23 protein-coding genes and 1 pseudogene are annotated in these 22375 nt (G+C 70.3%); 10 read left to right on the forward strand and 14 right to left on the reverse strand.

The features are described from left to right. The 7 genes and pseudogenes from cbiE to ABD378_RS35645 form a co-directional block, all read right to left on the reverse strand. A pseudogene (gene cbiE, locus ABD378_RS35615) lies at positions 1–820 on the reverse strand (precorrin-6y C5,15-methyltransferase (decarboxylating) subunit CbiE); the annotation flags it as partial. A 151-nt stretch (positions 821–971) separates the two neighbouring features. Beyond that, a complete protein-coding gene (locus ABD378_RS35620) occupies positions 972–1616 on the reverse strand; it encodes a GNAT family N-acetyltransferase (protein ID WP_344528016.1) in 645 nt (214 codons plus the stop codon). A 135-nt stretch (positions 1617–1751) separates the two neighbouring features. Beyond that, entirely contained in the window at positions 1752–2594 is an 843-nt protein-coding gene (locus ABD378_RS35625) for a MetQ/NlpA family ABC transporter substrate-binding protein (protein WP_344528018.1), read from the reverse strand. Between the two features lie 2 nt (positions 2595–2596). Beyond that, positions 2597–3433, reverse strand: coding sequence for a MetQ/NlpA family ABC transporter substrate-binding protein (locus tag ABD378_RS35630; protein WP_344528020.1), 837 nt, complete (start codon positions 3431–3433; stop codon positions 2597–2599). A gap of 68 nt (positions 3434–3501) precedes the next feature. Further along, positions 3502–4227, reverse strand: coding sequence for a methionine ABC transporter permease (locus ABD378_RS35635; RefSeq protein ID WP_344528022.1), 726 nt, complete (start codon positions 4225–4227; stop codon positions 3502–3504). After that, on the reverse strand, positions 4224–5291 hold the full coding sequence (locus tag ABD378_RS35640) for a methionine ABC transporter ATP-binding protein (RefSeq protein ID WP_344528024.1): 1068 nt from the start codon (positions 5289–5291) through the stop codon (positions 4224–4226). Before ABD378_RS35640 ends, ABD378_RS35635 begins: the two co-directional genes overlap by 4 nt. Positions 5292–5692: 401 nt before the next feature. Then, positions 5693–6340, reverse strand: a complete 648-nt coding sequence (locus tag ABD378_RS35645; protein ID WP_344528026.1) for an HAD family hydrolase — start codon at positions 6338–6340, stop codon at positions 5693–5695. A 70-nt stretch (positions 6341–6410) separates the two neighbouring features. Between ABD378_RS35645 and ABD378_RS35650 the strand changes: the two genes are divergently transcribed. Further along, complete coding sequence (locus ABD378_RS35650) at positions 6411–6770, forward strand: hypothetical protein (protein ID WP_344528028.1); 360 nt, start codon at positions 6411–6413, stop codon at positions 6768–6770. Position 6771: 1 nt separating this feature from the next. Then, complete coding sequence (locus ABD378_RS35655) at positions 6772–7188, forward strand: hypothetical protein (RefSeq protein ID WP_344528030.1); 417 nt, start codon at positions 6772–6774, stop codon at positions 7186–7188. On the opposite strand, the gene ABD378_RS35660 is transcribed toward ABD378_RS35655, so the two are convergent. The 3 genes from ABD378_RS35660 to ABD378_RS35670 form a co-directional block, all read right to left on the reverse strand. After that, a complete protein-coding gene (locus tag ABD378_RS35660) occupies positions 7185–7688 on the reverse strand; it encodes a GNAT family N-acetyltransferase (protein WP_344528032.1) in 504 nt (167 codons plus the stop codon). The two genes, ABD378_RS35655 and ABD378_RS35660, sit on opposite strands and share 4 nt — an antisense overlap. Positions 7689–7725: 37 nt before the next feature. Next, a complete protein-coding gene (locus ABD378_RS35665) occupies positions 7726–8241 on the reverse strand; it encodes a sigma-70 RNA polymerase sigma factor region 4 domain-containing protein (protein WP_344528034.1) in 516 nt (171 codons plus the stop codon). Between the two features lie 75 nt (positions 8242–8316). After that, the gene (locus ABD378_RS35670; protein WP_344528036.1) at positions 8317–9507 is read right to left on the reverse strand and encodes a glycerophosphodiester phosphodiesterase; all 1191 of its coding nucleotides are present in this window, start codon (positions 9505–9507) and stop codon (positions 8317–8319) included. A gap of 485 nt (positions 9508–9992) precedes the next feature. Between ABD378_RS35670 and ABD378_RS35675 the strand changes: the two genes are divergently transcribed. Further along, positions 9993–10613, forward strand: a complete 621-nt coding sequence (locus tag ABD378_RS35675) for a lysophospholipid acyltransferase family protein (RefSeq protein WP_237330157.1) — start codon at positions 9993–9995, stop codon at positions 10611–10613. Between the two features lie 85 nt (positions 10614–10698). Here ABD378_RS35675 and ABD378_RS35680 read toward each other — a convergent pair whose 3' ends face one another. The 4 genes from ABD378_RS35680 to argH all read right to left on the reverse strand — a co-directional run bounded on the left by ABD378_RS35680 (position 10699) and on the right by argH (position 15406). Further along, positions 10699–12285 (reverse strand): MFS transporter, encoded by a 1587-nt coding sequence (locus ABD378_RS35680; RefSeq protein WP_344528040.1) that lies wholly within the window; start codon positions 12283–12285, stop codon positions 10699–10701. After that, the gene (locus ABD378_RS35685; RefSeq protein WP_344528042.1) at positions 12282–12833 is read right to left on the reverse strand and encodes a TetR/AcrR family transcriptional regulator; all 552 of its coding nucleotides are present in this window, start codon (positions 12831–12833) and stop codon (positions 12282–12284) included. Before ABD378_RS35685 ends, ABD378_RS35680 begins: the two co-directional genes overlap by 4 nt. A gap of 80 nt (positions 12834–12913) precedes the next feature. Continuing rightward, positions 12914–13888, reverse strand: coding sequence for an aldo/keto reductase (locus ABD378_RS35690; protein ID WP_344528044.1), 975 nt, complete (start codon positions 13886–13888; stop codon positions 12914–12916). Positions 13889–13975: 87 nt separating this feature from the next. Further along, the gene (gene argH / locus ABD378_RS35695; protein ID WP_344528046.1) at positions 13976–15406 is read right to left on the reverse strand and encodes an argininosuccinate lyase; all 1431 of its coding nucleotides are present in this window, start codon (positions 15404–15406) and stop codon (positions 13976–13978) included. Positions 15407–15545: 139 nt separating this feature from the next. Here argH and ABD378_RS35700 point away from each other — a divergent pair, with 139 nt between their 5' ends. The 7 genes from ABD378_RS35700 to ABD378_RS35730 all read left to right on the forward strand — a co-directional run bounded on the left by ABD378_RS35700 (position 15546) and on the right by ABD378_RS35730 (position 22253). Beyond that, entirely contained in the window at positions 15546–16130 is a 585-nt protein-coding gene (locus ABD378_RS35700; protein ID WP_344528048.1) for a pyridoxamine 5'-phosphate oxidase family protein, read from the forward strand. A gap of 3 nt (positions 16131–16133) precedes the next feature. After that, positions 16134–16847, forward strand: coding sequence for a L,D-transpeptidase family protein (locus ABD378_RS35705; protein WP_344528050.1), 714 nt, complete (start codon positions 16134–16136; stop codon positions 16845–16847). A gap of 80 nt (positions 16848–16927) precedes the next feature. After that, positions 16928–17935 carry a bile acid:sodium symporter family protein gene (locus ABD378_RS35710; RefSeq protein WP_344528052.1) on the forward strand — a complete coding sequence of 336 codons (1008 nt, stop codon included), beginning with the start codon at positions 16928–16930 and terminating at the stop codon, positions 17933–17935. Positions 17936–18029: 94 nt separating this feature from the next. After that, positions 18030–18749 carry a GntR family transcriptional regulator gene (locus tag ABD378_RS35715; protein ID WP_344528054.1) on the forward strand — a complete coding sequence of 240 codons (720 nt, stop codon included), beginning with the start codon at positions 18030–18032 and terminating at the stop codon, positions 18747–18749. Beyond that, on the forward strand, positions 18746–19750 hold the full coding sequence (locus ABD378_RS35720) for an ADP-ribosylglycohydrolase family protein (protein ID WP_344528056.1): 1005 nt from the start codon (positions 18746–18748) through the stop codon (positions 19748–19750). Before ABD378_RS35715 ends, ABD378_RS35720 begins: the two co-directional genes overlap by 4 nt. A 62-nt stretch (positions 19751–19812) precedes the next feature. Further along, entirely contained in the window at positions 19813–21282 is a 1470-nt protein-coding gene (locus tag ABD378_RS35725) for a purine-cytosine permease family protein (RefSeq protein WP_344528058.1), read from the forward strand. Next, on the forward strand, positions 21279–22253 hold the full coding sequence (locus ABD378_RS35730; protein WP_344528060.1) for a PfkB family carbohydrate kinase: 975 nt from the start codon (positions 21279–21281) through the stop codon (positions 22251–22253). Before ABD378_RS35725 ends, ABD378_RS35730 begins: the two co-directional genes overlap by 4 nt. The last annotated feature ends 122 nt before the right edge of the window (positions 22254–22375 follow it).

The raw sequence follows: 22375 nt of genomic DNA on the forward strand, positions 1-22375 counted from the left end.
GGGCGGCTTCCACGGTGAAGGCGCCGCTGCCGCAGCCGATGTCCCAGACCAGGTCGCCCACGCGCGGGCCGATACGGGCGAGTTGGGCGGCCCGCAGGCGGTCGCTCTCGCCCTCCCCGAGCCGGTCGTCGCCGCCGTAGGCGGGAGCGGGCAGCGCCCAGCCGCGCGGGGTGCCGGGGTCGCGTCCCGCGATCCAGCCGGTGGGCGAGGCCGCGACCGGGCCGCCGATGACGATGACGACGTTCGGGTCGCGCCAGGTGTGGTCGGCGGCCTTGTCCGAGGTGAGGACGGTGACCTGCTCGCGCTCGGTGCCGAGCTCCTCGCAGATCACGAAGGTGCGGTGCACGCCCTGGAGGAGCAGGCCGAGCTCGGCCGGGCCCGCTCCGGGCGAGGTGAGGACGGCGACCTTGGTGTGTGCGCGGCAGACGTTCACCGCGCGGCGCAGGGTGCGCGGGTGGGCGACCACGACCTGGGCGTCGTCCCAGGGCATCCCGGCGCGGGCGAAGGCCTGGGCGACGGAGGAGACGGCGGGCACCACTTCGACCTCGAGGCCGAATTCGGGGGCGCGCAGCGTGCGTACGACACCGAAGAACCCGGGGTCGCCGTCGGCGAGGACCACGGCGGTGCCGCGGTGGGCGGCGATGCGGCGGGCGGCCAGGCTCACGCTGCCCAGGCGGATCCGTTCGGCGGCCGGTGGCACTTCGGTGAGCGCCAGGTGGTGGGCGGCGCCCGCGACGAGGGTGGCGGCGCCGAGCGCCGAGCGCGCGGCGGCGGTCAGCGGCGAACCGTCCCAGCCGATCACCGTGACGCGGTCGGCCATCGTCGTCTGTCTCCTGGGTCTCGCGGGTCTGGGTTGTCGCAGGTCTGGGTTCTCGCGGCTCGTCCGATGCGGCCGGGGCGTCATGTGTAGGGGGCAACCGCGTGCGGCCAGGGGCGAGCGTACCTGGTGGGGCCCTGAGGTGCCCGTGGGGTCAGTTCCAGTCCGAGAAAGCGCTGAAACCGCTGTCCGCGAGCTGCTCGCCGACCCCTTCCAGATCCTCGGGGAGCAGGCTCCACACGATGAGGTCGGTCCGGACGTCGATCCAGCCGCCGAACGGATCCCCGCCGTTCCTCGTACGCGCTATCCAGGCGTTCCGCAGGACACCCTCGCTGATGCAGCCGATCTTCTGAGCGACCTGCTGGGCCGCCGTGTTGTCGGCGGCGGTGCGCAGCTCGATGCGCTCGAAGCGCTGGTCGCCGAAGAGCCACTGGGCGGTGGCGAGCGCCGCCTCCGAGCCGTAGCCCTCGCCGCGGGCCCAGGGGGCGACGACGTAACTGAGTTCGCTGGAGCGCACGCGCCAGTCGGTGTCGCGGAGTTGGACGATGCCGACCAGGCGCTGGGTGAGGAACTCCGTGACGGCGAGGGCGATGCCGCGGCCCTCGGTGCGCTCGGCCGGCGCGACCCGGGTGATCCAGTCGCGGGCGTCGTCCTCGGTGTAGGGCTGGGGTGCGGAGGTCCAGGCGGTGACCATCTCGTCGTTCATCATCTCCGCGTACGCGGGGACGTCGGCGTCCTCGAACGGGCGCAGCACCAACCGCTCCGTACTGATGGAGATGTCGGGGAAGGTGGTAGTCATGCGCTGCTCCGTAACCTGGAACCCTCGGGCCTGCTGAAGTGCCCAGCATGCAGCATGTCGGCGTGCAGACGCACCACGGGGTCCACTCCTTCATCAGGAGCGGACCCCGTGGTGAGGGCGGAAACGGACTGTGCGTCAGCTCGTTTCGACGGGCAGGACAGAGCCCTTGTACTTGTCCTCGATGAACTGCTTCACCTCGGGTGAAGTGAGCAGTTCGGCCAGCTTCTTGACCCGGGGATCGTTCTCGTCGCCCTTCTTGACGGCGAGCACGTTGTTGTACGGGTTGTCCTTGGGCGACTCGAGAAGGATGGCGTCCTTCTTGGGGTTGAGCTTGGCGTCGAGCGCGTAGTTGTTGTTGATGACCGCGGCTTCGACGTCTTCCAGGGAGCGGGGCAGCTGGGCGGGTTCCAGCGGCTTGATGGTGAGCTTCTTCGGGTTGGACGTGATGTCCTCGGGGGTCGCGTTCGCGCCGGCCCCCTTCTTGAGCCCGATGACGCCCTTGGAGGCGAGGAGTTCGAGCGCCCTGCCTTCGTTGGTGGTGTCGTTCGGAACGGCGACGGTCGCACCCGCGGGCAGCTCGGTGACGTCCTTCGCCTTCTTCGCGTACACCCCCATCGGCGGCAGATAGACCTCGGTCACCGGCGTGAGCTCCGTCTTCTTGGACTTGTTGAAGTCCTCGAGGTACGGGACGTGCTGGTAGAGGTTGGCGTCGAGGGACCCTTCCTGGAGCGCGGTGTTCGGCGTGACGTAGTCCGTGAACTCCGTGATCTGGAGGTCGAGTCCCTTTTTCTTCGCCAGGTTCTTCTTGATGTACGTGAGGACTTCGCCCGCCGGGGTCGGGGTGGCGCCGACGGTGAGCGTGTCGCCGTTGCCGCCTCCCGAGCCGGATTCGGTGCCGCACGCGGTCAGGCCGAGCGTGAGGGCCAGCGCGCCGGTGACGGCGGCCGTGACGTGCCTGCGGGTGACGTGCCTACGCATGATCAGAACGCCGCGACGACGGCACCGTCGTACTTGTCGTCGATGAACTTCTTGACCTCGGGCGAGGTGAGGAGCTTGGCGAGCTTCTTCACGCGCGGGTCGCTCTCGTCACCCTTCTTCACGGCGAGGAAGTTGCCGTAGGGGTTGTCCTTGGCGGGCTCGGCGACGATGGCGTCCTTGGCCGGGCTGAGCTTGGCCTCCAGGGCGTAGTTGCCGTTGATCACCGCGGCGTCGACGTCACTGAGGGAGCGGGGCACCTGGGCCGCCTCGATCTCCTTGAACTTGAGGTTCTTCGGGTTCTTCGAGACGTCCTTGGGGGTGGCCTCGTAACCGACGCCCTTCTTGAGCTCGATCAGGCCGTTGTCGGCCAGGAGCTTGAGCGCGCGGGCCTCGTTGGTGGTGTCGTTCGGCAGGGCGACCGTGGCGCCCTTCTTCAGCTCGTCGAGCTTCTTGACGCTCTTGGAGTAGATGCCGAGCGGCTCCAGGTGCACCGTCGCGTCCGGGACGGGCACGATGTCCGTGCCGTTCTTCTTGTTGAAGTCGTCGAGGTACGGCTTGTGCTGGAAGTAGTTCGCGAAGACCTCGCCCTGCTGGACGGCGGTGTTCGGCGTGACGTAGTCGGTGAACTCGCGCACGTCGAGGTCGAGACCGGCCTTCTTCGCCAGGTTCTTCTTGACGTAGTCGAGGATCTCGCCCTGCGGCGTGGGGGTGGCGGCGACGACGAGCGGGCCGTCCTTGTCGCCCGCGGCGGAGCCCTTGTCGGAGCCGCAGGCGGAGAGACCGAGGGTGAGGGCTCCGGCGGCGAGGACAGCGGTGGTGATCTTGGCGGTGTTACGCACGAAAAGTGCCTTTCTCCATGGGTGGTACGCCCCGCGATGGGGTGTGCGGGGTGAGTTCGGTTCCGGCTTCAGGAAGCCTGCGACGGGGACGCCTTGAGCTTGAGCAGGCGCAGCTTGGGAGCGGCGCCCGAGTGACCGCCGCGCCGGTGCATCCTGCGGGCCGCGTAGTCGCCCGCGAACTGGATGATCGAGATGACGACGGCGAGCACGCCGACGGTGATCCACATCAGTTCGGTCTCGAAGCGCTGGTAGCCGTAGCGGATGGCGATGTCGCCGAGGCCGCCCGCGCCGACGGCGCCGGTGATGGCCGAGTAGCCGAGGATCGTGACGATCGTCGTGGTCGTGCTGGAGATCAGCGACGGCAGCGACTCGGGCACGAGGACCTTGCGTACGACGGTCCAGGTGTTGCCGCCCATCGACTGCACGGCCTCGACGAGACCGCCGTCGACCTCGCGCACCGAGGTCTCCACGAGGCGCGCGAAGAACGGGATGGCGCCGATCGCGAGCGGAACGATGGCGGCCTCGCGGCCGATCGTCGTGCCCGTGATCCAGCGCGTGAGGCCCATCAGCGCGACCATGAGGATGATGAAGGGCATCGAGCGCGCGATGTTCACGATCTGCCCGATGAGCTTGTTCACGACCGTGTTCTGCAGCAGCCCGCCGCGGTCGGTGAGGACCAGCAGGATGCCGAGCGGCAGTCCGGCGACGACGGCTATCAGCGTCGACCAGCCCACCATGTAGAGGGTGTCCCAACAGGCCTGCTCCAGCAGGGGCTGCATCTCCGACCAGGTCACTTGGCACCTTCCTTGACCAGCAGCGTGGCGTCCTTCGGCGTGGCGGCGCCTGCGACGGGGTCTTCGCCCGCGATGTCGACCTGGAGGCCCTGCTCGCGCAGGAACCCGATCGGAACGACGTTCTCCTCGAAGCGGCCCGGCAGCTCGATGCGCATGCGGCCGACCTGCTTGCCCGCGACGGTGTCCATCGCGGCGCCGAGGATCGAGATGTCGATGTTGTACGTGCGCGACAGCTGGGAGATGACCGGCTGGGTCGCGGCCTCGCCGTGGAACGTCACGTCGACGACGGTGCGGTCGTCGCCCGTCGCGTCGCCGCTGACCGGGAACAGCGCGGCGGCCAGCTCGGAGCCGGGCGTCGCGAGCAGCTCGGTGACGGTGCCGGACTCGATGATCCGCCCGTTCTCCATGAGGGCGGCGGAGTCGCAGACGCTCTTGACGACGTCCATCTCGTGCGTGATCAGCAGGACGGTCAGGCCGAGCTGCTGGTTGAGGTCGCGCAGGAGCTGGAGGATGGAGCGGGTGGTCTCCGGGTCGAGGGCGCTGGTCGCCTCGTCCGAGAGCAGCACCTTCGGGTCTCCGGCGAGTGCGCGGGCGATGCCGACGCGCTGCTTCTGGCCGCCGGAGAGCTGCGCCGGGTAGGACTTCGCCTTGTCGGCGAGGCCGACCAGGTCGAGCAGTTCGAGCGCCTTGCGGGAGCGCTCGGCGCCGCTGAGGCCGAGGATCTCCAGGGGCAGCTCGACGTTGTCCTTGACGGTGCGCGACGACAGCAGGTTGAAGTGCTGGAAGACCATGCCGATGCGGCTGCGCGCCCGGCGCAGGTCCTTGCTCGCGCGGCTGCCGCGCCCCGCGAGGGCGGTGAGGTCCTGACCGGCGACGGTCACGGTGCCCGAGGTGGGGCGCTCCAGGAGGTTCACGCAGCGGATCAGCGAGGATTTGCCGGCGCCGGACTGACCGATGACGCCGTACACCTCGCCTTCGCGGACATGCAGATCGACGCCGTCGAGGGCAGTTACTTCACGACCGCGTGAGCGGTAGACCTTGGTGAGGCCGGAAGTGGTGATCACAGGGGTTTCCGTCACTGTCGAGTGCGCGGCGCGGTTCTCGCCGGGCACGGGGCATTCGTGGGGAACGCGGCACGGTTTCTCGCGGTGGCGAAAAGAACCGGAGGACGTGTGCGCGGGGCAGGCTCGCTTCCTACGTCATGTACGTCTGGCGTACGTCGCAGGGGCGCGGCACAGCGGCTTCGCTTCGGGGCGCGATGCTCAGGGGTGGTGCGGGGGCCCTCAGAAGGCGCACATTCGACACATACAACGAGCACCGGGCGTCGTGATCGCCTCGGTCGCAGGGGTGCGGTTGCTCGTCGTGGTCATGCGGACCAGTAAAACACGCGTGCGTTCACGCACCGCCACCGATGTCCGGTATACGGACAGCCGGTGGACAGGTGCGGACGCGGCCGTACGGATGCTCAGCCCTCGGTGGTGATCTCCACGCCACCCTCGGTGGCCTGCGCGGACACGGCCGAGAGGTCCTTCACGACGACGTCGGCAACGAGCTCGCCCACGGTGTGCGTTGTGGCCAACGCCACGGTGGTCATGCCGGCCGCGCGGCCCGCCGTGAGACCGGCGGGCGCGTCCTCGAAGACCACGCAGCGCGCCGGGTCGACGCCCAGTTTCGCGGCCGCGAGCAGGAAGGGCTCCGGGTCGGGCTTGCCGCGCGTGATGTCGTCGGCGGCGATCACCATCTTGGCGTCGATGCCGACCTCGGCGAGCCGGGCCTCGGCCAGGCGCCGCCCGGCGGAGGTGACGACGGCCCAGCGCTCGGGCGGCAGGGATTCGAGCAGCTCACGGGTGCCGGGAAGGAGCACGACGCCGCCCGCGACGTCCGAGACCTCGAGCTCCTCGATGCGGGCCACGGCCTCGGCCACGCGCTCGGCGGGCAGCATGTCGGCGATGATCTCGGCGGCGGGGCGGCCGTGCAGCTCGACCCGCTCGAACTCCTCGGCGGTGATCCCGTACTCCTGCGCCAAGCGCCTCCAGCAGCGGTACACCGACTCCATGGAGGAGATGAGGGTGCCGTCGTTGTCGAACAGGAGCGCTTCAGCGTGGATCTTCATGGTGTCCGAGCGTACGTGCCACCCCAGGGGCGAGCGCATCGGGTCAAAGGGCCCGTAATAAAGTCACCGCATGCTTGTTGCCCTGACGATCGCGACCGCCGTGGCCGCGCTCGCCCTCGCCGCGTGGTGCGGTTTCGCCGCCTACCGGGACCAGCCGACCAAGGACTGGCACTTCATCGGCATGGCCGTGGTGACGTTCCTGGCCACGGTCCAGCTGATCGTCGGCATCGTCCAGCTGGCGCGGGGCGAGAAGCCCGAGCAGGGCACGACGATCTTCGTGGCGTATCTGATCGGCTCCTTCGCCTGCGTCCCGGCCGCGGGCTTCATGTCCCTCGCCGAGCGCACCCGTTGGGGCTCCATCACGGTCGCCGCGGGCGGCGTGGTCCTTGCCGTGCTCCAGGTGCGGCTCTACGACATCTGGGGAGGCTGAGGTGACGGTGACCGAGCCCGAGAAGCAGAAGCTGATCACCGGGCCGGGCATTCTCCTGGTGTGGCTGTACGGGGTGATGGTGGTCGGCGCCGTGTCGCGCTCCGCCGTGCAGATCTCGACGGACTTCCACAAGGCCCCGCTCGCGTACACGCTGTCCGCGCTCGCGGGTCTCGTCTACGGCTTCATCACGTACTCGCTCGTGCGCGGCGGCGAGAAGGCCCGCAAGGCGGCGCTGGTGTGCTGCGCCGCCGAGCTGGTGGGCGTCCTGGCGGTGGGGACCTGGACGCTGGTCGAGCCGTCCGCGTTCCCCGACGCCACGGTGTGGTCGGACTTCGGGATGGGCTATCTGTTCATCCCGGTGATCCTGCCGGCCACGGCGATCTTCTGGCTGAACAAGGCGCGCAGGGCGGGGCGCTAGACCCTGGCCGCGTACGCCCCCGCGATCGCCTCCTTGGAGAGCGTGACCAGCGTGAGCCGGTCGTTCACGTGCTGGGTCTTCACCGCCGTGTAGCCATGTTTGCGGTAGAGCTGGAGGTTCTGTTCGCTGCGGTGGCCGCTGAAGAGCTGGAAGCACTTGGTGGTGCCGCCCTCGCCGAGCCGCCGTTCTATCGCGTCCAGGAGCCGGCCGCCCAGGCCGTGCCGCTGCATCCTGGGGTGGACGATGAGTTTGTTGATCCGCGCCGTGCCGTCGGGGCCGACCGTGCCGCGCACCGACGCGACGACCTCGTCGCCGAGGCGGGCCACCAGCACGCTGCCGGCGGTCAGTTCGGCCTTGATGGAGTCGAGGGACTGTGTCAGCGGCTCGATGGAGTAGTCGCCGTACAGCTCGGCCTCGCTCTGGTAGCACAGGTACTGCAGTTTGAGGATCTTCTCGGCGTCCTGCCCGCCCGCCTCCGAGATGGTCACGCTCATGCCCATGTGTGCATGCCTCCCGCTCACCTGCTCCGCCGGTTGTCTATCGCTCCTTTCCCCACGGTTCAGGAGCTGCAACCTCCGCCGCGAGCATTCTGCGCAGGCATCCCAGGCAACGGGAACGTTCCGGCCCCAGACTGCCCTGTGACATTCCCAACTGCCCTGCGATCTCCCGGTAGGTGAGGTCCTTGGGGGACAGCAGCGCCGCCATCAGCCCCGGGCAGCGGCCGGGCAGTCTGCGCACCGCCGCGTGCAGGGTGCGCTCACGGTCGGCCCGCAGGGCGCGCTGTTCGGGGCCGCGCTCCGTGTCGTCGGCGGGCTCGGCGGCGTACGCCACTTCGCGCTCTTCCCTGCGCCGGGTGCGGCGCGCCTCGGATGCGACGGCGGCGCGCAGCTCGGCGGCTGGGTCGGCGGCTGGGTCGGCGGCTGGGATGCGTTCAAGGAGCCGCAGCCAGACGGCCTGTTCGAGGTCACCGGGGTCGGTGCCGGAGCCGTGCGCCGCGGCGGAGGCCTCGGCGGCGAGGAGCGGACGCAGCGTGGGGATCAGCTCGTGGGTCATGCAGGGCGTGACGCGGCCGCCCCGGCAGGAGGTTGCCGGAGCGGCCGTCTGTCACCCCAAACGGGGGCCGGACGATCAGCCGTTGACGAAGTCCTGGCGGGCGAGCAGCGCGGTGTCGCAGTTGTCGGAGAAGATCCCGTCGATGCCCGTCTCGAAGTACGCCTTGAAGGCACCGAAGGCGTCGCCGTAGGCGTTCGGGTCGGTGCCCTTCTTGAAGTTCGCGGGCAGGAAGGTGTTCTCGTTGCGCATCGTGTAGGGGTGCAGGATCAGGCCCGCCGCGTGCGCGTCCTTCACCAGCGTGGACGGTGTGCCGAGGCTGCCGTCGGGCTTCTTCGGGATGACCAGGTCGAGCGTGGGGCCGATGCCCTGCGCGAACGACGCCATCCACTCCAGGCCCTCGGGCTTGATGAGGTCGGCGACGGTGCGCGGGTCGCCCGCCTCGACGAAGTCCCAGGGGCGGGAGCTCGCGCCGGACAGGAGCACCACGAGCGGCGGGTCGACCAGCTTGTTCAGGCGCTGGATGCTGCTGGGCTCGAAGGACTGCAGGAAGTTCGGCGAGTTCTTCTTGTGCCGCCCGTACTTGCGAAGGAGCTTGGCGAGCGGCTCCTCCAGGCCGAGGCCCAGCTTGCGGAAGTACGTGGGGTGCTTGGTCTCGATGTGCAGCCAGATCCGCTCGCCGCGCTCACGGCCCTCCTTCTCGGCCCACCGGAAGACCTCCTCAAGGGTGGGCACGTCCCAGCGGCCGTCGTAGAGGGTGTTGCGCTGGCGGGTGCCGGGGATGCGCTCCTTGGCGCGCAGCGTCTTCAGCTCGGCGAGCGTGAAGTCCTCGGTGAACCAGCCGGTGTACGAGGTGCCGTCCACGGACTTGGTGGTCTTGCGGGCCGCGAACTCGGGGTGCGCGGCGACGTCCGTCGTCGCGGTGATGTCGTTCTCGTGACGGCATACGAGATGGCCGTCCTTGGTGGGCACGACGTCCTGCTCGATGACGTGCGCGCCCATGTCGAGGGCGAGCTGGTACGAGCCGAGCGTGTGCTCGGGCCGGTAGCCGCTGGTGCCGCGGTGCGCGACGACCGTGGGCACCGGCAGGTCCTTGTAGCCCCCGTGCCCGTGCTTGGCGTCGGCTCTCGCCACGCCGGGCAGTCCTGCCACGGCTGTGCCCGCCCCGAGGACCGCCGCTCCCAGTACCGCGCGCCGCCCCGGCCGCCGCCGCTCCTCCGGCTCCCCCGGCTCCCCTGACTCCGAATGCCTCGACTGCTGCGTAGCCATTGAGCGCTCCTCCCGATGTGCTGCCTTGCACCTGACAAAGCGGCACGATCGTAGGTGGCCGCGCGTGACAGATGGGAGACCCTGGACCGAACGTAAGGGTGACGCCGGATGGCTACTGGTGTGCGGGGAGGGGTCCGTTCGGTTGTCCTCGGTCGTCATCGGCCGTCCTCGGTTGTCCTCGGCCGTTCGCGGACGTCCGCGAACTCCGTGGCAGCGCGTGACCGCGGTGCGTGACAAGGACCACTAGGACGCGCCACATGCCCCACACGGGGATAACGTCGTCACAAGAAGGGCGGTCCGAGGGCAACACCACGCAAACCCAGGTCAACTCTGCGTATCGAGTGCGTGAACCCGATGTGCGGTGAGCGGGGACCCGCGAGTATCGTCCTCACCTGCACATACTCGTCGTCGACCCGTTGACACCGGAGGGCCCGTTGTCCCGTCTCGCGCTCATCAAGGCTGTGCTCGGACCGATCTTGCGTCTGATGTTCCGCCCACGGGTGGAAGGCGCAGAGAACATTCCGGGCACCGGTCCGGTCATCATGGCCGGAAACCACCTCACGTTCATCGACTCGATGATCATGCCTCTCGTCTGCCCGCGCCCCGTGTTCTTCATCGGCAAGGACGAGTACGTCACGGGCAAGGGGCTCAAGGGCCGCCTGATGGCCTGGTTCTTCACCGGCTCCGGAATGATCCCCGTGGACCGCGACGGCGGCCACGGCGGTGTCGCGGCCCTGATGACCGGGCGGCGCGTCCTGGAGGAGGGCAAGCTCTTCGGCATCTACCCCGAGGGCACCCGCTCCCCCGACGGCCGCCTGTACCGCGGCCGCACGGGCATCGCCCGGCTGACCCTCATGACCGGCGCGCCCGTCGTCCCCTTCGCGATGATCGGCACGGACAAGCTCCAGCCGGGCGGCAAGGGTCTCCCCCGCCCGGGCCGCGTGACGGTGCGGTTCGGTGAGCCGATGGAGTTCTCGCGGTACGAGGGCATGGACCGCGACCGCTATGTGCTGCGGGCGGTGACGGACTCCGTGATGACGGAGGTCATGCAGCTCTCCGGTCAGGAGTACGTGGACATGTACGCCACGAAGGCGAAGGCGGCGTAGCCGCCCGGAACTGGTTTTACTGCGCGCCCGCCCCGGCGCTGGGTGCTCCCCGGCGCCGGGGCGGGCGTTTCACGTTTCTTTGTCGTCAGCGGGCCGACTGTGGCTTGTCGCGCAGTTCCCCACGCCCCTTACGGGGCACACCGCCGTCTTCCAGCTTTGAGCCCTTCAAGAGGAACCACGCCGCCACCGCCGTGGCGAGGAGCACCACCGCGCCCGCGCCCGCGGCGAGCCGCAGCCCCTCGACGAACGCGTCCTGGGCCGAGGCGAGCAGGGCCTGGGACTCGTGGGCCGGGAGGCCCGCCGTCGACTCCACCGCGCCGCCCAGTGATTCGTGCGCGGCCGACGCCACCTCGGGAGGCGTGCCCGCCGGAGCGGTGAAGTCGCGGTAGACGCCGGTCACGATGGAGCCGAGCAGGGCGATGCCGAGTGCCGCGCCCAGTTCGTACGCCGTCTCGGAGACCGCGGACGCGGCGCCCGCCTGTTCCTTGGGCACGCTGGAGAGGATGACGTCGGCGGTCACCGTGAACGAGAAGCCCGCGCCGATGCCGACGACCAGGAGCGAGGCTCCGAGGAGCGGATACCCGGTGGACTGGCTCAGCGTGGTCAGCGCCGCAAGGGCGACGCCCACCGCCGCGAGACCGCCGGCGACCACCGCGCGCACGGAGAACCGCCGCGCGACCATGCCCGCGATCAGACCGGCCGCCACCGCACCCACCGCCGCGGGGAGTTCGGCGAGGCCAGCCTCGAACGGCCGCCGCCCCTGGACCAGTTGCAGGAACTGGGAGAGGAAGAAGACCAGGCCCGAGAGCCCGAGGACCGTGAGTAGGTCGGCGAGCACCGCCCCGGAGAAGCCCCGGTTGCGGAACAACCGCATGTCCAGGAGGGGCGCCGTAAGGGTGAGTTGGCGCCGTACGAACCAGGTGAGGGCTGCCACGCCGAGCAGAGCCGCCACACCGACGTCCCAGCGGATGCCGTGCGCCGCCGCCTCCTTGATGGCGTACACGACGCCGATCATGCCGATGAGCGAGAGCACGACGCTGATCAGGTCCCACGGACCCGGCGCGGGGTTCTTCGACTCGGGCAGGAACTTGATGCCGACGACGACCAGGACCGCCATCACCGGCAGGTTGATCAGGAAGACCGAGCCCCACCAGAAGTGTTCGAGCAGGAAGCCGCCCACGACAGGACCGACGGCCGCACCTGCCGACGCCATCGCGCCCCAGATGCCGACCGCGAGGCTGCGCTCGCGCGGGTCGTGGAAGATGTTCCGGATCAGCGCGAGGGTGGACGGCATCAGCGTCGCACCCGCGACACCGAGCAGCGCCCGGGCCAGCATGAGGAGTTCGGGCGTGGTCGCGTAGGCGTTGAGCACCGAGACCCCGCCGAACGCGACGGCGCCGATCAGCAGGAGCTTCTTGCGGCCGATGCGGTCACCGAGACTGCCCATGGAGACGAGCAGACCGGCGATGACGAACGAGTACACGTCGCCGATCCACAGCAGTTGCGTGCCGGTCGGCTTGAGGTCCTCGCTGATGTACGGCGTGGCCAGGCCGAGCACCGTCGCGTCCACGGCGACGAGCAGTACGGCAAGGACCAGCACGGCGAGCGCGAGCCAGCGGCCGGGGCTGCGCTCGACCTCCGCCGACGCGGTCCGCTGTTCGATGCTGGTCATGGTTCCACTCTCCGTTGTGCTCCGCCGATCAGCAGCTCGGCGATCATGTGTGTGAAGTCCTTGGCGGCCACGCGGCCGTCCAGTACGGCCCAGGCGCCGGCGCCGACGAGTCCGTACAGCGCCTCCGTGAGCCAGGCGGGGCTCAGGTCGATGCGGAACTCGCCGCTCTCCTGGCCGCGCCGGAAGAGCGCGCCGATGCTGTCGTCGAGCCGCGACCAGCCCTCGTGCTGCGCGTCGTCCTCGAAGAGCTGGTTCTCGGTGACGAGGAACGCGAAAAGACCCGCGGCCGGCTGGATCTCCTTGACCAGGCGGCGCAGCGCCTCCTCGGCACCGTCCTCACCGAGCCGGGCCGCCTCCAGGGCGGCCTCGCACTCCTGGATGCCGAGCTCTTCCAGGGCGCGCACGAGGGCGTCGCGCCCGGCGAAGTGCCGGTGCAGGGTGGCGCGGCTGATGCCCGCCGCGCGCGCCACCTCGTCCATCGTGGCGGAGCCTTTGCGGGTGAGGAGCGCCGCGGCGCTGCGCAGCACCTGGTCGCGATCGACTGACATGAGACAACCATAGGCCATGTGAGACAAATTTGTCTCACAATTTATTCGCGCCGATCACCAGGGCCCGTCAAGTGGGTCGATCAGTGCCAGGGCAGCTGCCCGCGCCGCCCCCAGTACGCGACCGGCTCCTCGGTGAGCCCCGCGAGCCGCTCCAGCTGCTCCGCGTCGAGGTCGACGGCCGCCGCGTGCAGGTTCGAGACGAGCTGGACCGAGGTGGCGGCCCCGGAGAGGACCACACCCGCCCACGGCTGGCGCAGCACCAGGGCGAGCGCCACCGCGTCGCAGCCGAGCCCGGTCGCCTCGGCGATCTCGCGCAGGGGCGCGGGGGCGTGCGGGTCGGCGAGGCGGCCGTTGGCCATGGCCTCCTTGACCAGGACGGTGAGCCCCGCGTCATGGGCTTCGGCGAGCGCGGGGCCCGCCGATGTCTCCAGGGCGTTGTACGTGGCCTGGACGGTACGGAAGAGCGGCTCGCCGTCGACGGTCACGGCGAGGGCGGCGCGGATCGCGGCAGCCTGCTCCGGGCCGCTGACGGAGAGCCCGACGCTCACGCCGCCTGCCGCCAACTCGGCCAGTTTGGCGTGCAGTTCCTTGTCGGTGAGGGCAGGGCTCTCCGGCGTCACCGAGTGGATCTGATAGAGGTCGAGCCGCTCGCCGAGCAGCTGGGCGCTCTCCTCGCGCTGCCGGAGGTACGCGGCGACGCTGTGGTCCTTGACCTCGTGCGGGCCCACGGCGTCGGCGCTCCAGGCAGCCGTGTACGTATAACCCCACTTGCTGCCGATCACGACGTCCCGGATGTCGGGCCTGGCGTGCAGCCAGTCGGCGAGGAACTCCTCGGAACGGCCGTAGGAGCGCGCCACGTCGATGTACCGGACGCCCAGCGCGTAGGCGGCGTCGAGGAGTTCGAGGGTGCGCTCGCGCAGGGCCTCGACGCTGCGCGACGGCGGCAGATCGGCTTCGCGGCCCAGCGTGATGTAGCCGGGCCTGCCGACTGCGGCGAGGCCGAACCCGATGTGGGCGGTGGGGGTGGTCGCTGCGGCCAAGCGCGAGAAGGGCATCGCGGGCTCCGTTCGGTCGGCTCCTTGCGGAAGACGACCAACGTAACCCGCGATGCCCACGTCAACGCGGGACGCGCTGCCCCGGCGTCACTTACGCGCCGCGGCCCACTCCTGCTGAACCGTCAGATCGGCCTTGACCTCGACGAGCTGGGCGGCGACGGCCGAAGGGGCGGTGCCGCCGCGGCCGTCGCGGGACGCCAGGGCGCCGGGGACGTTCAGGACGGTCCGGACCTCGGGCGTGAGGTGCTCGGAGATCTTGGCGAACTGTTCGTCCGTGAGCTGGTCGAGCTCGATGCCGTGCGCCTCGCACTCCTTGACGCACTCGCCTGCGACCTCGTGCGCCACACGGAACGGCACGCCCTGCTTGACCAGCCACTCGGCGATGTCCGTGGCGAGCGAGAACCCGGCCGGGGCCAGCTCCGCCATGCGCTCGCGGTGCACGGTGAGCGTCGCCATCATGCCGGTGAAGGCGGGGAGCAGGACCTCCAGCTGGTCGCAGGAGTCGAAGACCGGCTCCTTGTCCTCCTGGAGGTCGCGGTTGTACGCGAGCGGCAGCGCCTTGAGCGTCGCCATCAGGCCCGTGAGGTTGCCGATGAGGCGGCCCGACTTACCGCGTGCCAGCTCGGCGATGTCCGGGTTCTTCTTCTGCGGCATGATCGACGAGCCCGTCGAGAAGGCGTCGTGGAGCGTGACGAAGGAGAACTCCTTCGTGTTCCAGAGGATGATCTCCTCGGCGATCCGGGAGAGGTTCACGCCGATCATCGCGGTGATGAAGGCGAACTCCGCGGCGAAGTCCCGCGATGCCGTCCCGTCGATGGAGTTGGCCGCCGAGCCGTGCTCGAAGCCGAGGTCCGCGGCGACGGCCTCGGGGTCCAGGCCGAGAGAGGATCCCGCGAGCGCGCCCGAGCCGTACGGCGAGACGGCCGTCCGCTCGTCCCACTGCCGCAGCCGCTCCGCGTCCCGGGAGAGGGACTGGACGTGGGCGAGGACGTGGTGCGCGAAGAGCACGGGCTGGGCGTGCTGAAGGTGCGTACGCCCCGGCATGGCGACGTCCGGGTGCGCCTCGGCGAGGCCGACGAGCGCGCCCTGGAGGTCGGCGATCAGGCCGCCGATGATCCGGGCGTGGTCCCGCAGGTACATCCGGAAGAGGGTCGCCACCTGGTCGTTGCGCGACCGGCCCGCGCGCAGCTTGCCGCCGAGGTCCGGGCCGAGCCGTTCGAGCAGGCCCCGCTCCAGGGCGGTGTGCACGTCCTCGTCGGCGATGGTGCCGACGAACTCGCCCGATGCCACATCGGTCTCGAGCCGGTCGAGTCCGGCCTGCATGCGGGTCAGCTCGTCCTCGGTGAGCAGCCCCGCCTTGTGGAGCACGCGCGCGTGGGCGCGGGAACCGGCGATGTCGTACGGCGCCAGGCGCCAGTCGAAGTGGACCGATGCCGACAGCTTGGCCAGGGCCTCTGCCGGGCCGTCCGCGAACCTGCCGCCCCAGAGCCGGACGTCACCGCCGTTGTTGCTGCTCACTTCACGTGCTCCTTACCCTGCATTCGGCGTCATGCATGAGTATGCAGTGCTCCGTATGTTTCGTCAATCCAGGCATGGTGCAGACTGCCGCGTCAAGTCGTTAGACAGTCGAATGATCTCTGGTGAATAATCCTTAGGCATGGGAAAGACTTACGAACGCATAGACGGCAGACTCCGCTCGTTCATCGAGGCCCAGCCTCTCTTCTTCACCGCGACCGCGCCCCTCGCGGACGACGGCACGATCAATCTCTCCCCCAAGGGCCTCACCGGCTCCTTCGCCGTCATCGACGAACACACCGTGGCCTATCTCGACTTCGCGGGCAGCAACGCGGAGACGGTCGCGCACCTGCGCGAGAACGGCCGCATCACCCTGATGTGGACCGCCTTCCAGGGCCCGCCGAACATCGTCCGGGTGCATGGGCGCGGTGAACCCGTCTTCCGTGACGACCCGCGCTGGGCGGAGCTGCTCGGGCACTTCCCCGACATCGACCCGACCCCGCACGGCCTGCGCGCGATCATCGTCGTGACGGCCGAACTCATCCGTGACACCTGCGGATACGCGGTCCCCTTCATGTCGTACGACAAGGACCGCGACCTGCACGGCAAGCGCTTCGCGCGCGAGGACGACACCTCACTGAGCGAGTACTTCACCAAGCGGCAGATCGCACGGAGCATCGACGGCCTGCCCGGAGTGCCGTTGCCCTTGCCTCCCACTACCGTCTGAGCCATGCGCCCCCGTGCCGCCGCCCTCGCGTCCGCAGCCGCCCTCGTCCTCGCCGTCACCGGTACCCTCGGTGCCGCTCCCGGCGCGAGCCGCCCGCTGCCGGACCGGATGGCCGACACGGGCGGCGGCACCCAGCTCATCACCGCCCGGGCCGCGCACACCGGCTCCACCACCGGCACGGTCACGTGGTGGGACCGGCACGGCGGCCGGTGGGTGAAGTCCGGGTCGGCGGCGGCGCGGTTCGGCGCGAAGGGCCTGACGGCCGGTGGCTCGCGCGAACAGGGGACGAACACGACCCCCACCGGCCTCTTCCGCCTCCCGTACGCCTTCGGCATCAAGCCCGCGCCGTCCGGCACGGACTACCCCTACCGCCGCGTCACGAAGAACTCCTGGTGGTGCCAGGACAACAAGTCCCGCTCCTACAACCGCTGGACCCAGCCCCGCCCCGCCGACTGCCGCGCCGCCGAATCCGAGCACCTCATCACGTACGGCACCCAGTACGCGCACGCCCTGGTGATCGGCTTCAACTACGACCGCCCGGTGCGGGGGCGCGGCGCCGGGATCTTCCTGCACGTCAACGGGCGTGGGGCGACGGCGGGTTGTGTGTCCGTGGCGGGCGAGGCGATGCGACGGATCCTGCGGTGGGCCGAGCCGGACCGGCGGCCGCACATGGCGATCGGGACGGAGTCGGGGCCCACCGCCATCACGCGCTACTGAACGATCCTGCCAGCTTCGTGTAGCGACCACATATCGAGACGGGGTTGCGTCCCCGCCGCACCCCGGCGTTGCATCGCCGGGTGCAAACCGAACAGACGATCCCCAGCTCCACGGAGAGCGGCGACAAGGCGGCCCGCCTCGCCGTCACGGTCTTCCCCGTCCTCGTGCTCGCCGCAGGCGCGCTCGGCCTGATGGCGCCGGACGCCTTCAAGGGCTGGGGCACAGACGTCCCGTACCTCCTGGGTCTCGTGATGTTCTGCATGGGGCTCACCATGACCCCGCTCGACTTCCAGGGTGTCGTCAAGCGCCCCTGGGCCGTCGCGCTCGGCCTGGTCGCGCACTACGTGATCATGCCGGGGCTCGGCTGGCTGATCGCCCACGCGCTCGGGCTCTCGCCCCAACTGGCGGCCGGAGTCATCCTCGTCGGCTGCGCGCCCAGCGGGACCGCGTCCAATGTGGTGACCTACCTGGCACGCGGCGACGTGGCCCTCTCCGTCTCGGTGGCCACCGTCTCGACGGTGCTCGCGCCGCTGATCACTCCGCCGCTGACGCTGCTCCTCGCGGGCGAGTACCTGCCCGTGGACGCGGGCTCGATGGTGACCGACATCCTCAAGACCGTGCTGCTTCCGGTCATCGCCGGTCTCGTCGTACGCCTCCTCTTCGGTCGCTACATCGGGCGGGTCCTCAGCGCCCTTCCGTGGCTGTCCGCCCTGACCATCGCCGTCATCGTGGCGATCGTGGTCGCGGGCAGCGCGGCGGCCATCAAGTCGGCCGCCCTGCTCGTGTTCCTCGCCGTCGTCCTGCACAACGGCCTGGGCCTCGCGCTCGGCTACGGCGCGGGCAAGCTGGCACGCCTCGGCCCGCCGGCATCGCGCGCCATGGCATTCGAGGTCGGCATGCAGAACTCGGGGCTCGCGGCGTCGCTCGCCACGGCCCACTTCAGCCCGCTGGCCGCGCTGCCCGCCGCCGTGTTCTCCGTGTGGCACAACGTCTCGGGGGCTTTGGTCGCCGCCTGGATGTCGCATCGGGCGCGGCGGACCGAGCAGCGGACCGAAGAGCGGGCCGAAGAGCGGGCCGAACAGGCCTGACGGGCACGCCTCCCGCGGCGGGGACGTACCCCCGTCGCAAAGAATCTTCCGGCAGCCGTAGACGGGACGGATCAGCTCCGCTTACCTTCTAGACATGCCTGGACAGGTTCATAAACATCATCGCGTCGCGCACGTGCTCGCCGACGAGATCCGCGCCGGGGTGCACGCCGACGGCAGCCGGCTCCCCGGCGAGCACGCCCTGCGGGAGCGTTTCGGGGTCAGTCGCACCACCGTGCGCCAGGCGCTCAGCGCGCTCGGCGAGCAGGGGCTCATCGAGACGCACGCCGGCATCGGTTCGATCGTCACGTTCGACGGGACCCCGCTCGACCAGCAGCTCGGCTGGACCCGGGCGCTCGCCGACCAGGGCACCGAGCTCTCCACGGACACCCTCCGCTTCGAGCGCGTCACCGACCCGGAGCTCGCCGCCGAACTCGGCCTCGCGGACGCGCACTTCATCGCTCTGGACCGCGTCAGGCGACTGCCCGGCGGCGACGGCGTCTCCCTGGAGCGCAGCCGCGTCCCCGCCGTGCCCGCCCTCGCCGACCTGCCCGAGCGAGGCCTCGAAGGCGGCTCGCTGAACCGGACGCTGCTCGCCGCGGGCCACATCGCCGCGTCGAGCGACGCCCACATAGCGGTGTCCGGCCTCGGCGACGAGGACGCGGGGCTCCTGCACCGCTCCCCGGGCGAACCGTTCATCCGGCTCGCCCAGGTCTTCCGCGATGCCGACGGGGAGGTCGTGGAGCAGGTGACCAGCCTGCTCGACCCGTCCCGGTTCCAACTGCACGTACGCACCGGCCGAGGAGCCAACTCGTGACCACAGCACCCCCCGGCCTTCTCGACCGCGCGCTCGGCGCCTTCTACGGACTCGCGCTCGGCGACGCCCTGGGCATGCCGACCCAGGTCATGTCCCGCGAGGACGTCGTACGCGTCTACGGCACCCTCACCGGGTTCGAACCCGCAAGGGACGACAACCCCGTGAGCGCGGGCATGCCCGCCGGCGCCGTCACCGACGACACCGACCAGGCGGTCATCGTGGCGCGGCTGCTCGTCGAGGGCGGCGGGCACGTCGACCCGCTGCGGTTCGCCGCCGAACTCCTGTCCTGGGAGCGGGAGATGAAGGCCAAGGGCTCCTTCGACCTGCTCGGCCCTTCGACCAAGGCCGCCCTTGACGCCGTCGCGGGCGGCACCGACCCCAAGGAGGCGGGCAGGTACGGCACCACCAACGGCGCCGCGATGCGCGTCACCCCGGTCGGGATCGCCTTCGCCGCCGATCCGCTGCCGCATTTCCTCGACCGGGTCGTGGAGTCCTGCCAGGTCACCCATGACACGAACATCGGCATCGCGGGCGCCGCCGTCGTCGCGGCCGCGGTGAGCACGGGCGTCGCGGGCGGCACGCTCGACGAGGCCTTCGACGCCGCGATCACCGCGGCCGAGGCCGGTGCCCGGCGCGGCAACTGGATCGCAGGAGCCGACATCTCAGCCCGGATCGCCTGGGCCCGCGAGCTGGTGGAAGGACTGGACGAGGCCGCCGCCCTCGACCGCATCGTGGCGCTCATCGGCACCAGCGTCGCCAGCCAGGAGTCGGTGCCCGCCGCGTTCGCGGTGCTCGCGCTGACCGGCGGCGACCCCTGGCGCAGCACGCTCCTCGCCGCGAACCTCGGCGGCGACAGCGACACGATCGGCGCGATCGCGGGCGCCGTCGCCGGATCGGTGAGCGGCCTCTCGGGCCTGCCCGCCGACGCCGTACGCACCCTTCGCACGGTCAACGGCCTCGAACTGGAGCCGCTGGCGGCCCAGTTGCTCACCCACCGCTAAGCCCCCCCTTCTCGTACGCCTCCCCCGTCCCCGCCCCACGTATCGCGCAAGGAGGTCCCGTCATGGCCGCTTCGACGAAGAACGATCAGGTCGGCGCCGTAGAGACCCGAGGGATCGAGCCGGTCCCCGACAGTGAGCGTCATGGTCACGCGGGCCAGATGTTCTGGACCTGGTTCGCCGCCAACATCTCGATCCTCGGGCTACCGCTCGGCGCGACGCTCGTCGCCTTCCGCGGACTGAACATATGGCAGGCCGCGCTGGTCGCGATCGTCGGCTCGTTCGGATCGTTCGCGCTGGTGGGGGCGTTGAGCCTGGCGGGCAAGAAGGGCGGCGCGCCCGCGTTGACGCTCTCCCGCGCGGTGTTCGGACAGCGCGGCAACGCGGGCCCGACGCTGGTCACCTGGCTGAGCCGGATCGGCTGGGAGACGATCACGACGACCACGGCGGCGTACGCGCTGCTGGCTCTCCTCGGCGTGGCCTTCGACATCCGCAAGAACTCCTTCCTGACCGTGCTCTGCCTGCTGGTCTTCATCGCCTGCACGCTGCTGATCAGCGGTCTCGGGCACGCCACGATCATGTGGATCAACAAGTGGGCGACGGTGCTCTTCGGCGTACTGAACCTGATCGTGATGGGCTTCCTGGTCGCCACCGTCGACTGGTCGAAGGTCCTCGAAGCACCGGCGGGACCGACCAGCGGCGTCGTCGCGGGCATCGGCTTCATCGCCGCGGGCACGGGCATCGGCTGGGCCAACGCCGGTGCGGACTACGCCCGTTACCTCCCCCGTACGATCCCGGGGCGCCGCCTGGTCACCGCGTCGGCCTTCGGCGCGGGCATCCCGCTGGTGCTGCTCATCTCGCTCGGCTCGCTCCTTACGGCGGGCGACCCTTCACTCGCCACCTCCTCCGACCCCGTCTCCGCGATCAACGCGATGCTGCCGTCCTGGATGGCGATCCCGTATCTGATCGCGGCCTTCGGCGGCCTGCTGATGTCGAACCACCTGTCGACGTACTCCGCGGGCCTCACCATGATCACGCTGGGTCTGCGGGTGCCGCGGGCCTGGGCCGTGGTCATCGACATCGTGCTGATGTTCCTCGGCGGCATCTACTTCATGCTGATCGCCGACGACTTCTACGGCCCGTTCTCCACCTTCCTCACCCTGCTCGCCGTGCCGATCTCCGCCTGGATCGGAGTGATCGCGGTCGACATGCTGCGAGGCCGCGACTACGACCCGGACGGCCTGATGGACACTTCGCGGACCAGCCGCTACTGGTACACCGGCGGCTTCCGGCTGCCCGCCGTGCTCGCCTGGGTGGCGGCGATCGTGTCGGGGCTCCTCTTCACGACCGCAGGTACGGGAGCGGACGACGTGTGGTTCTCCGGGCCGCTGGCCGACACCTGGCCGGGGGTCAATGGCCTTGGCTGGGCGGTGTCGATAGGGGTGGGTGCGGCGGTGTACGCCGTGTTCGGCGGGCGTGGCCGCCCCGTGACAACTGCTGTTCCCTCCCCCGCACTTGAGGAGCCCGTCCGATGAGCGCCACCGCCGCCTCCCCTCGCATCGTCCTCGCGGGGAACGTCATCGCCGACCTCGTCATCGAGGTCCCCGCGCTGCCCGAACGGGGCGGCGACGTGATCGGCTCCCGTACGGAGCTGTACGCGGGCGGCGGCTTCAACGCCCTGACGGCGGCGCGGCGTCTGGGGGCCGACACGGTGTACGCGGGTCTCCATGGCACCGGCCCTTACGGGGATCTCGTACGCCGTGCCCTCACGGAGGAGGGCATCGGGACGCTGCTCCCGGTGCGTACGGACGGGGACACGGGCTTCTGCGTGGCGCTGGTGGATTCTGGGGGCGAGCGGACGTTCGTGACCAGTTTCGGCGTGGACGCGCGGATGACGGCCGCGGAGACGGCGGCCGTCGCGGGGGCGCTGCGGCCGGGCGACACCGTGCAGTTGTCCGGGTACAGCCTCGTGATGGAGGTCAACGGTCCGCTGCTGTCCGCGTTCGCGCCGGGGCTGCCGGGCGATGTGCGGGTCTGCTTCGATCCGGCGCCGTTGGTCGCCGACATTCCCGCGTCCGTCCTTGATCCGGTCCTTGCCCGGACGGACTGGCTGAGCTGCAATGCGCGTGAGGGCCGCCTGATGACGGGCCTCTCTCTTCCGCAGGAGGCGGCTTCCGCCCTGCGCGGGCGGCTCGCGCCGGGGGCGGGGGTGCTTGTGCGGGCCGACAAGGACGGCTGCTGGCTGGCTGCGCCGGGCTCGGGGGAGGTTGTGCATGTGCCCGGGTTCCCCGTGGACGCGGTGGACAGCAACGGCGCGGGGGATGCCCATGTGGGCGCGTTCCTCGCCCTGTTGGGGCGGGGACTTGACCCCCTGACGGCTGCGCGTGGCGCGAACGCGGCGGCGGCTATTGCGGTGACTCGCCGGGGGCCGGCTACGGCGCCGGGGCTTGCGGAGCTTGTGGCGTTTGTCGGGGATGATCCGCTGGTGGGTGGGGTGCTGGGATAGGAGCAATGCTCATTCCCCAACCCCGCCCCTTCCCGAAAACCCGCTCTGGCGCGGGGGCCTTGGGTTGCCGTCGTCACCGGCTTCGCCGAGTTCGTCCTCAATCGCCGGACGGGCTGAATGAT

This window comes from Streptomyces rectiviolaceus (assembly GCF_039533825.1).
Lineage (GTDB): Bacteria > Actinomycetota > Actinomycetes > Streptomycetales > Streptomycetaceae > Streptomyces > Streptomyces rectiviolaceus.

Excerpts from the sequence above, each read along its gene's own strand:
- ABD378_RS35620 (WP_344528016.1), bottom strand. The coding sequence starts at position 1,616 with ATGACTACCACCTTCCCCGACATCTCCATCAGTACGGAGCGGTTGGTG.
- ABD378_RS35625 (WP_344528018.1), bottom strand. The coding sequence starts at position 2,594 with ATGCGTAGGCACGTCACCCGCAGGCACGTCACGGCCGCCGTCACCGGC.
- ABD378_RS35645 (WP_344528026.1), bottom strand. The coding sequence starts at position 6,340 with ATGAAGATCCACGCTGAAGCGCTCCTGTTCGACAACGACGGCACCCTC.
- ABD378_RS35650 (WP_344528028.1), top strand. The coding sequence starts at position 6,411 with ATGCTTGTTGCCCTGACGATCGCGACCGCCGTGGCCGCGCTCGCCCTC.
- ABD378_RS35660 (WP_344528032.1), bottom strand. The coding sequence starts at position 7,688 with ATGGGCATGAGCGTGACCATCTCGGAGGCGGGCGGGCAGGACGCCGAG.
- ABD378_RS35665 (WP_344528034.1), bottom strand. The coding sequence starts at position 8,241 with ATGACCCACGAGCTGATCCCCACGCTGCGTCCGCTCCTCGCCGCCGAG.
- ABD378_RS35670 (WP_344528036.1), bottom strand. The coding sequence starts at position 9,507 with ATGGCTACGCAGCAGTCGAGGCATTCGGAGTCAGGGGAGCCGGGGGAG.
- ABD378_RS35675 (WP_237330157.1), top strand. The coding sequence starts at position 9,993 with ATGTTCCGCCCACGGGTGGAAGGCGCAGAGAACATTCCGGGCACCGGT.
- ABD378_RS35680 (WP_344528040.1), bottom strand. The coding sequence starts at position 12,285 with ATGACCAGCATCGAACAGCGGACCGCGTCGGCGGAGGTCGAGCGCAGC.
- ABD378_RS35685 (WP_344528042.1), bottom strand. The coding sequence starts at position 12,833 with ATGTCAGTCGATCGCGACCAGGTGCTGCGCAGCGCCGCGGCGCTCCTC.
- ABD378_RS35690 (WP_344528044.1), bottom strand. The coding sequence starts at position 13,888 with ATGCCCTTCTCGCGCTTGGCCGCAGCGACCACCCCCACCGCCCACATC.
- ABD378_RS35700 (WP_344528048.1), top strand. The coding sequence starts at position 15,546 with ATGGGAAAGACTTACGAACGCATAGACGGCAGACTCCGCTCGTTCATC.
- ABD378_RS35705 (WP_344528050.1), top strand. The coding sequence starts at position 16,134 with ATGCGCCCCCGTGCCGCCGCCCTCGCGTCCGCAGCCGCCCTCGTCCTC.
- ABD378_RS35715 (WP_344528054.1), top strand. The coding sequence starts at position 18,030 with ATGCCTGGACAGGTTCATAAACATCATCGCGTCGCGCACGTGCTCGCC.
- ABD378_RS35725 (WP_344528058.1), top strand. The coding sequence starts at position 19,813 with ATGGCCGCTTCGACGAAGAACGATCAGGTCGGCGCCGTAGAGACCCGA.
- ABD378_RS35730 (WP_344528060.1), top strand. The coding sequence starts at position 21,279 with ATGAGCGCCACCGCCGCCTCCCCTCGCATCGTCCTCGCGGGGAACGTC.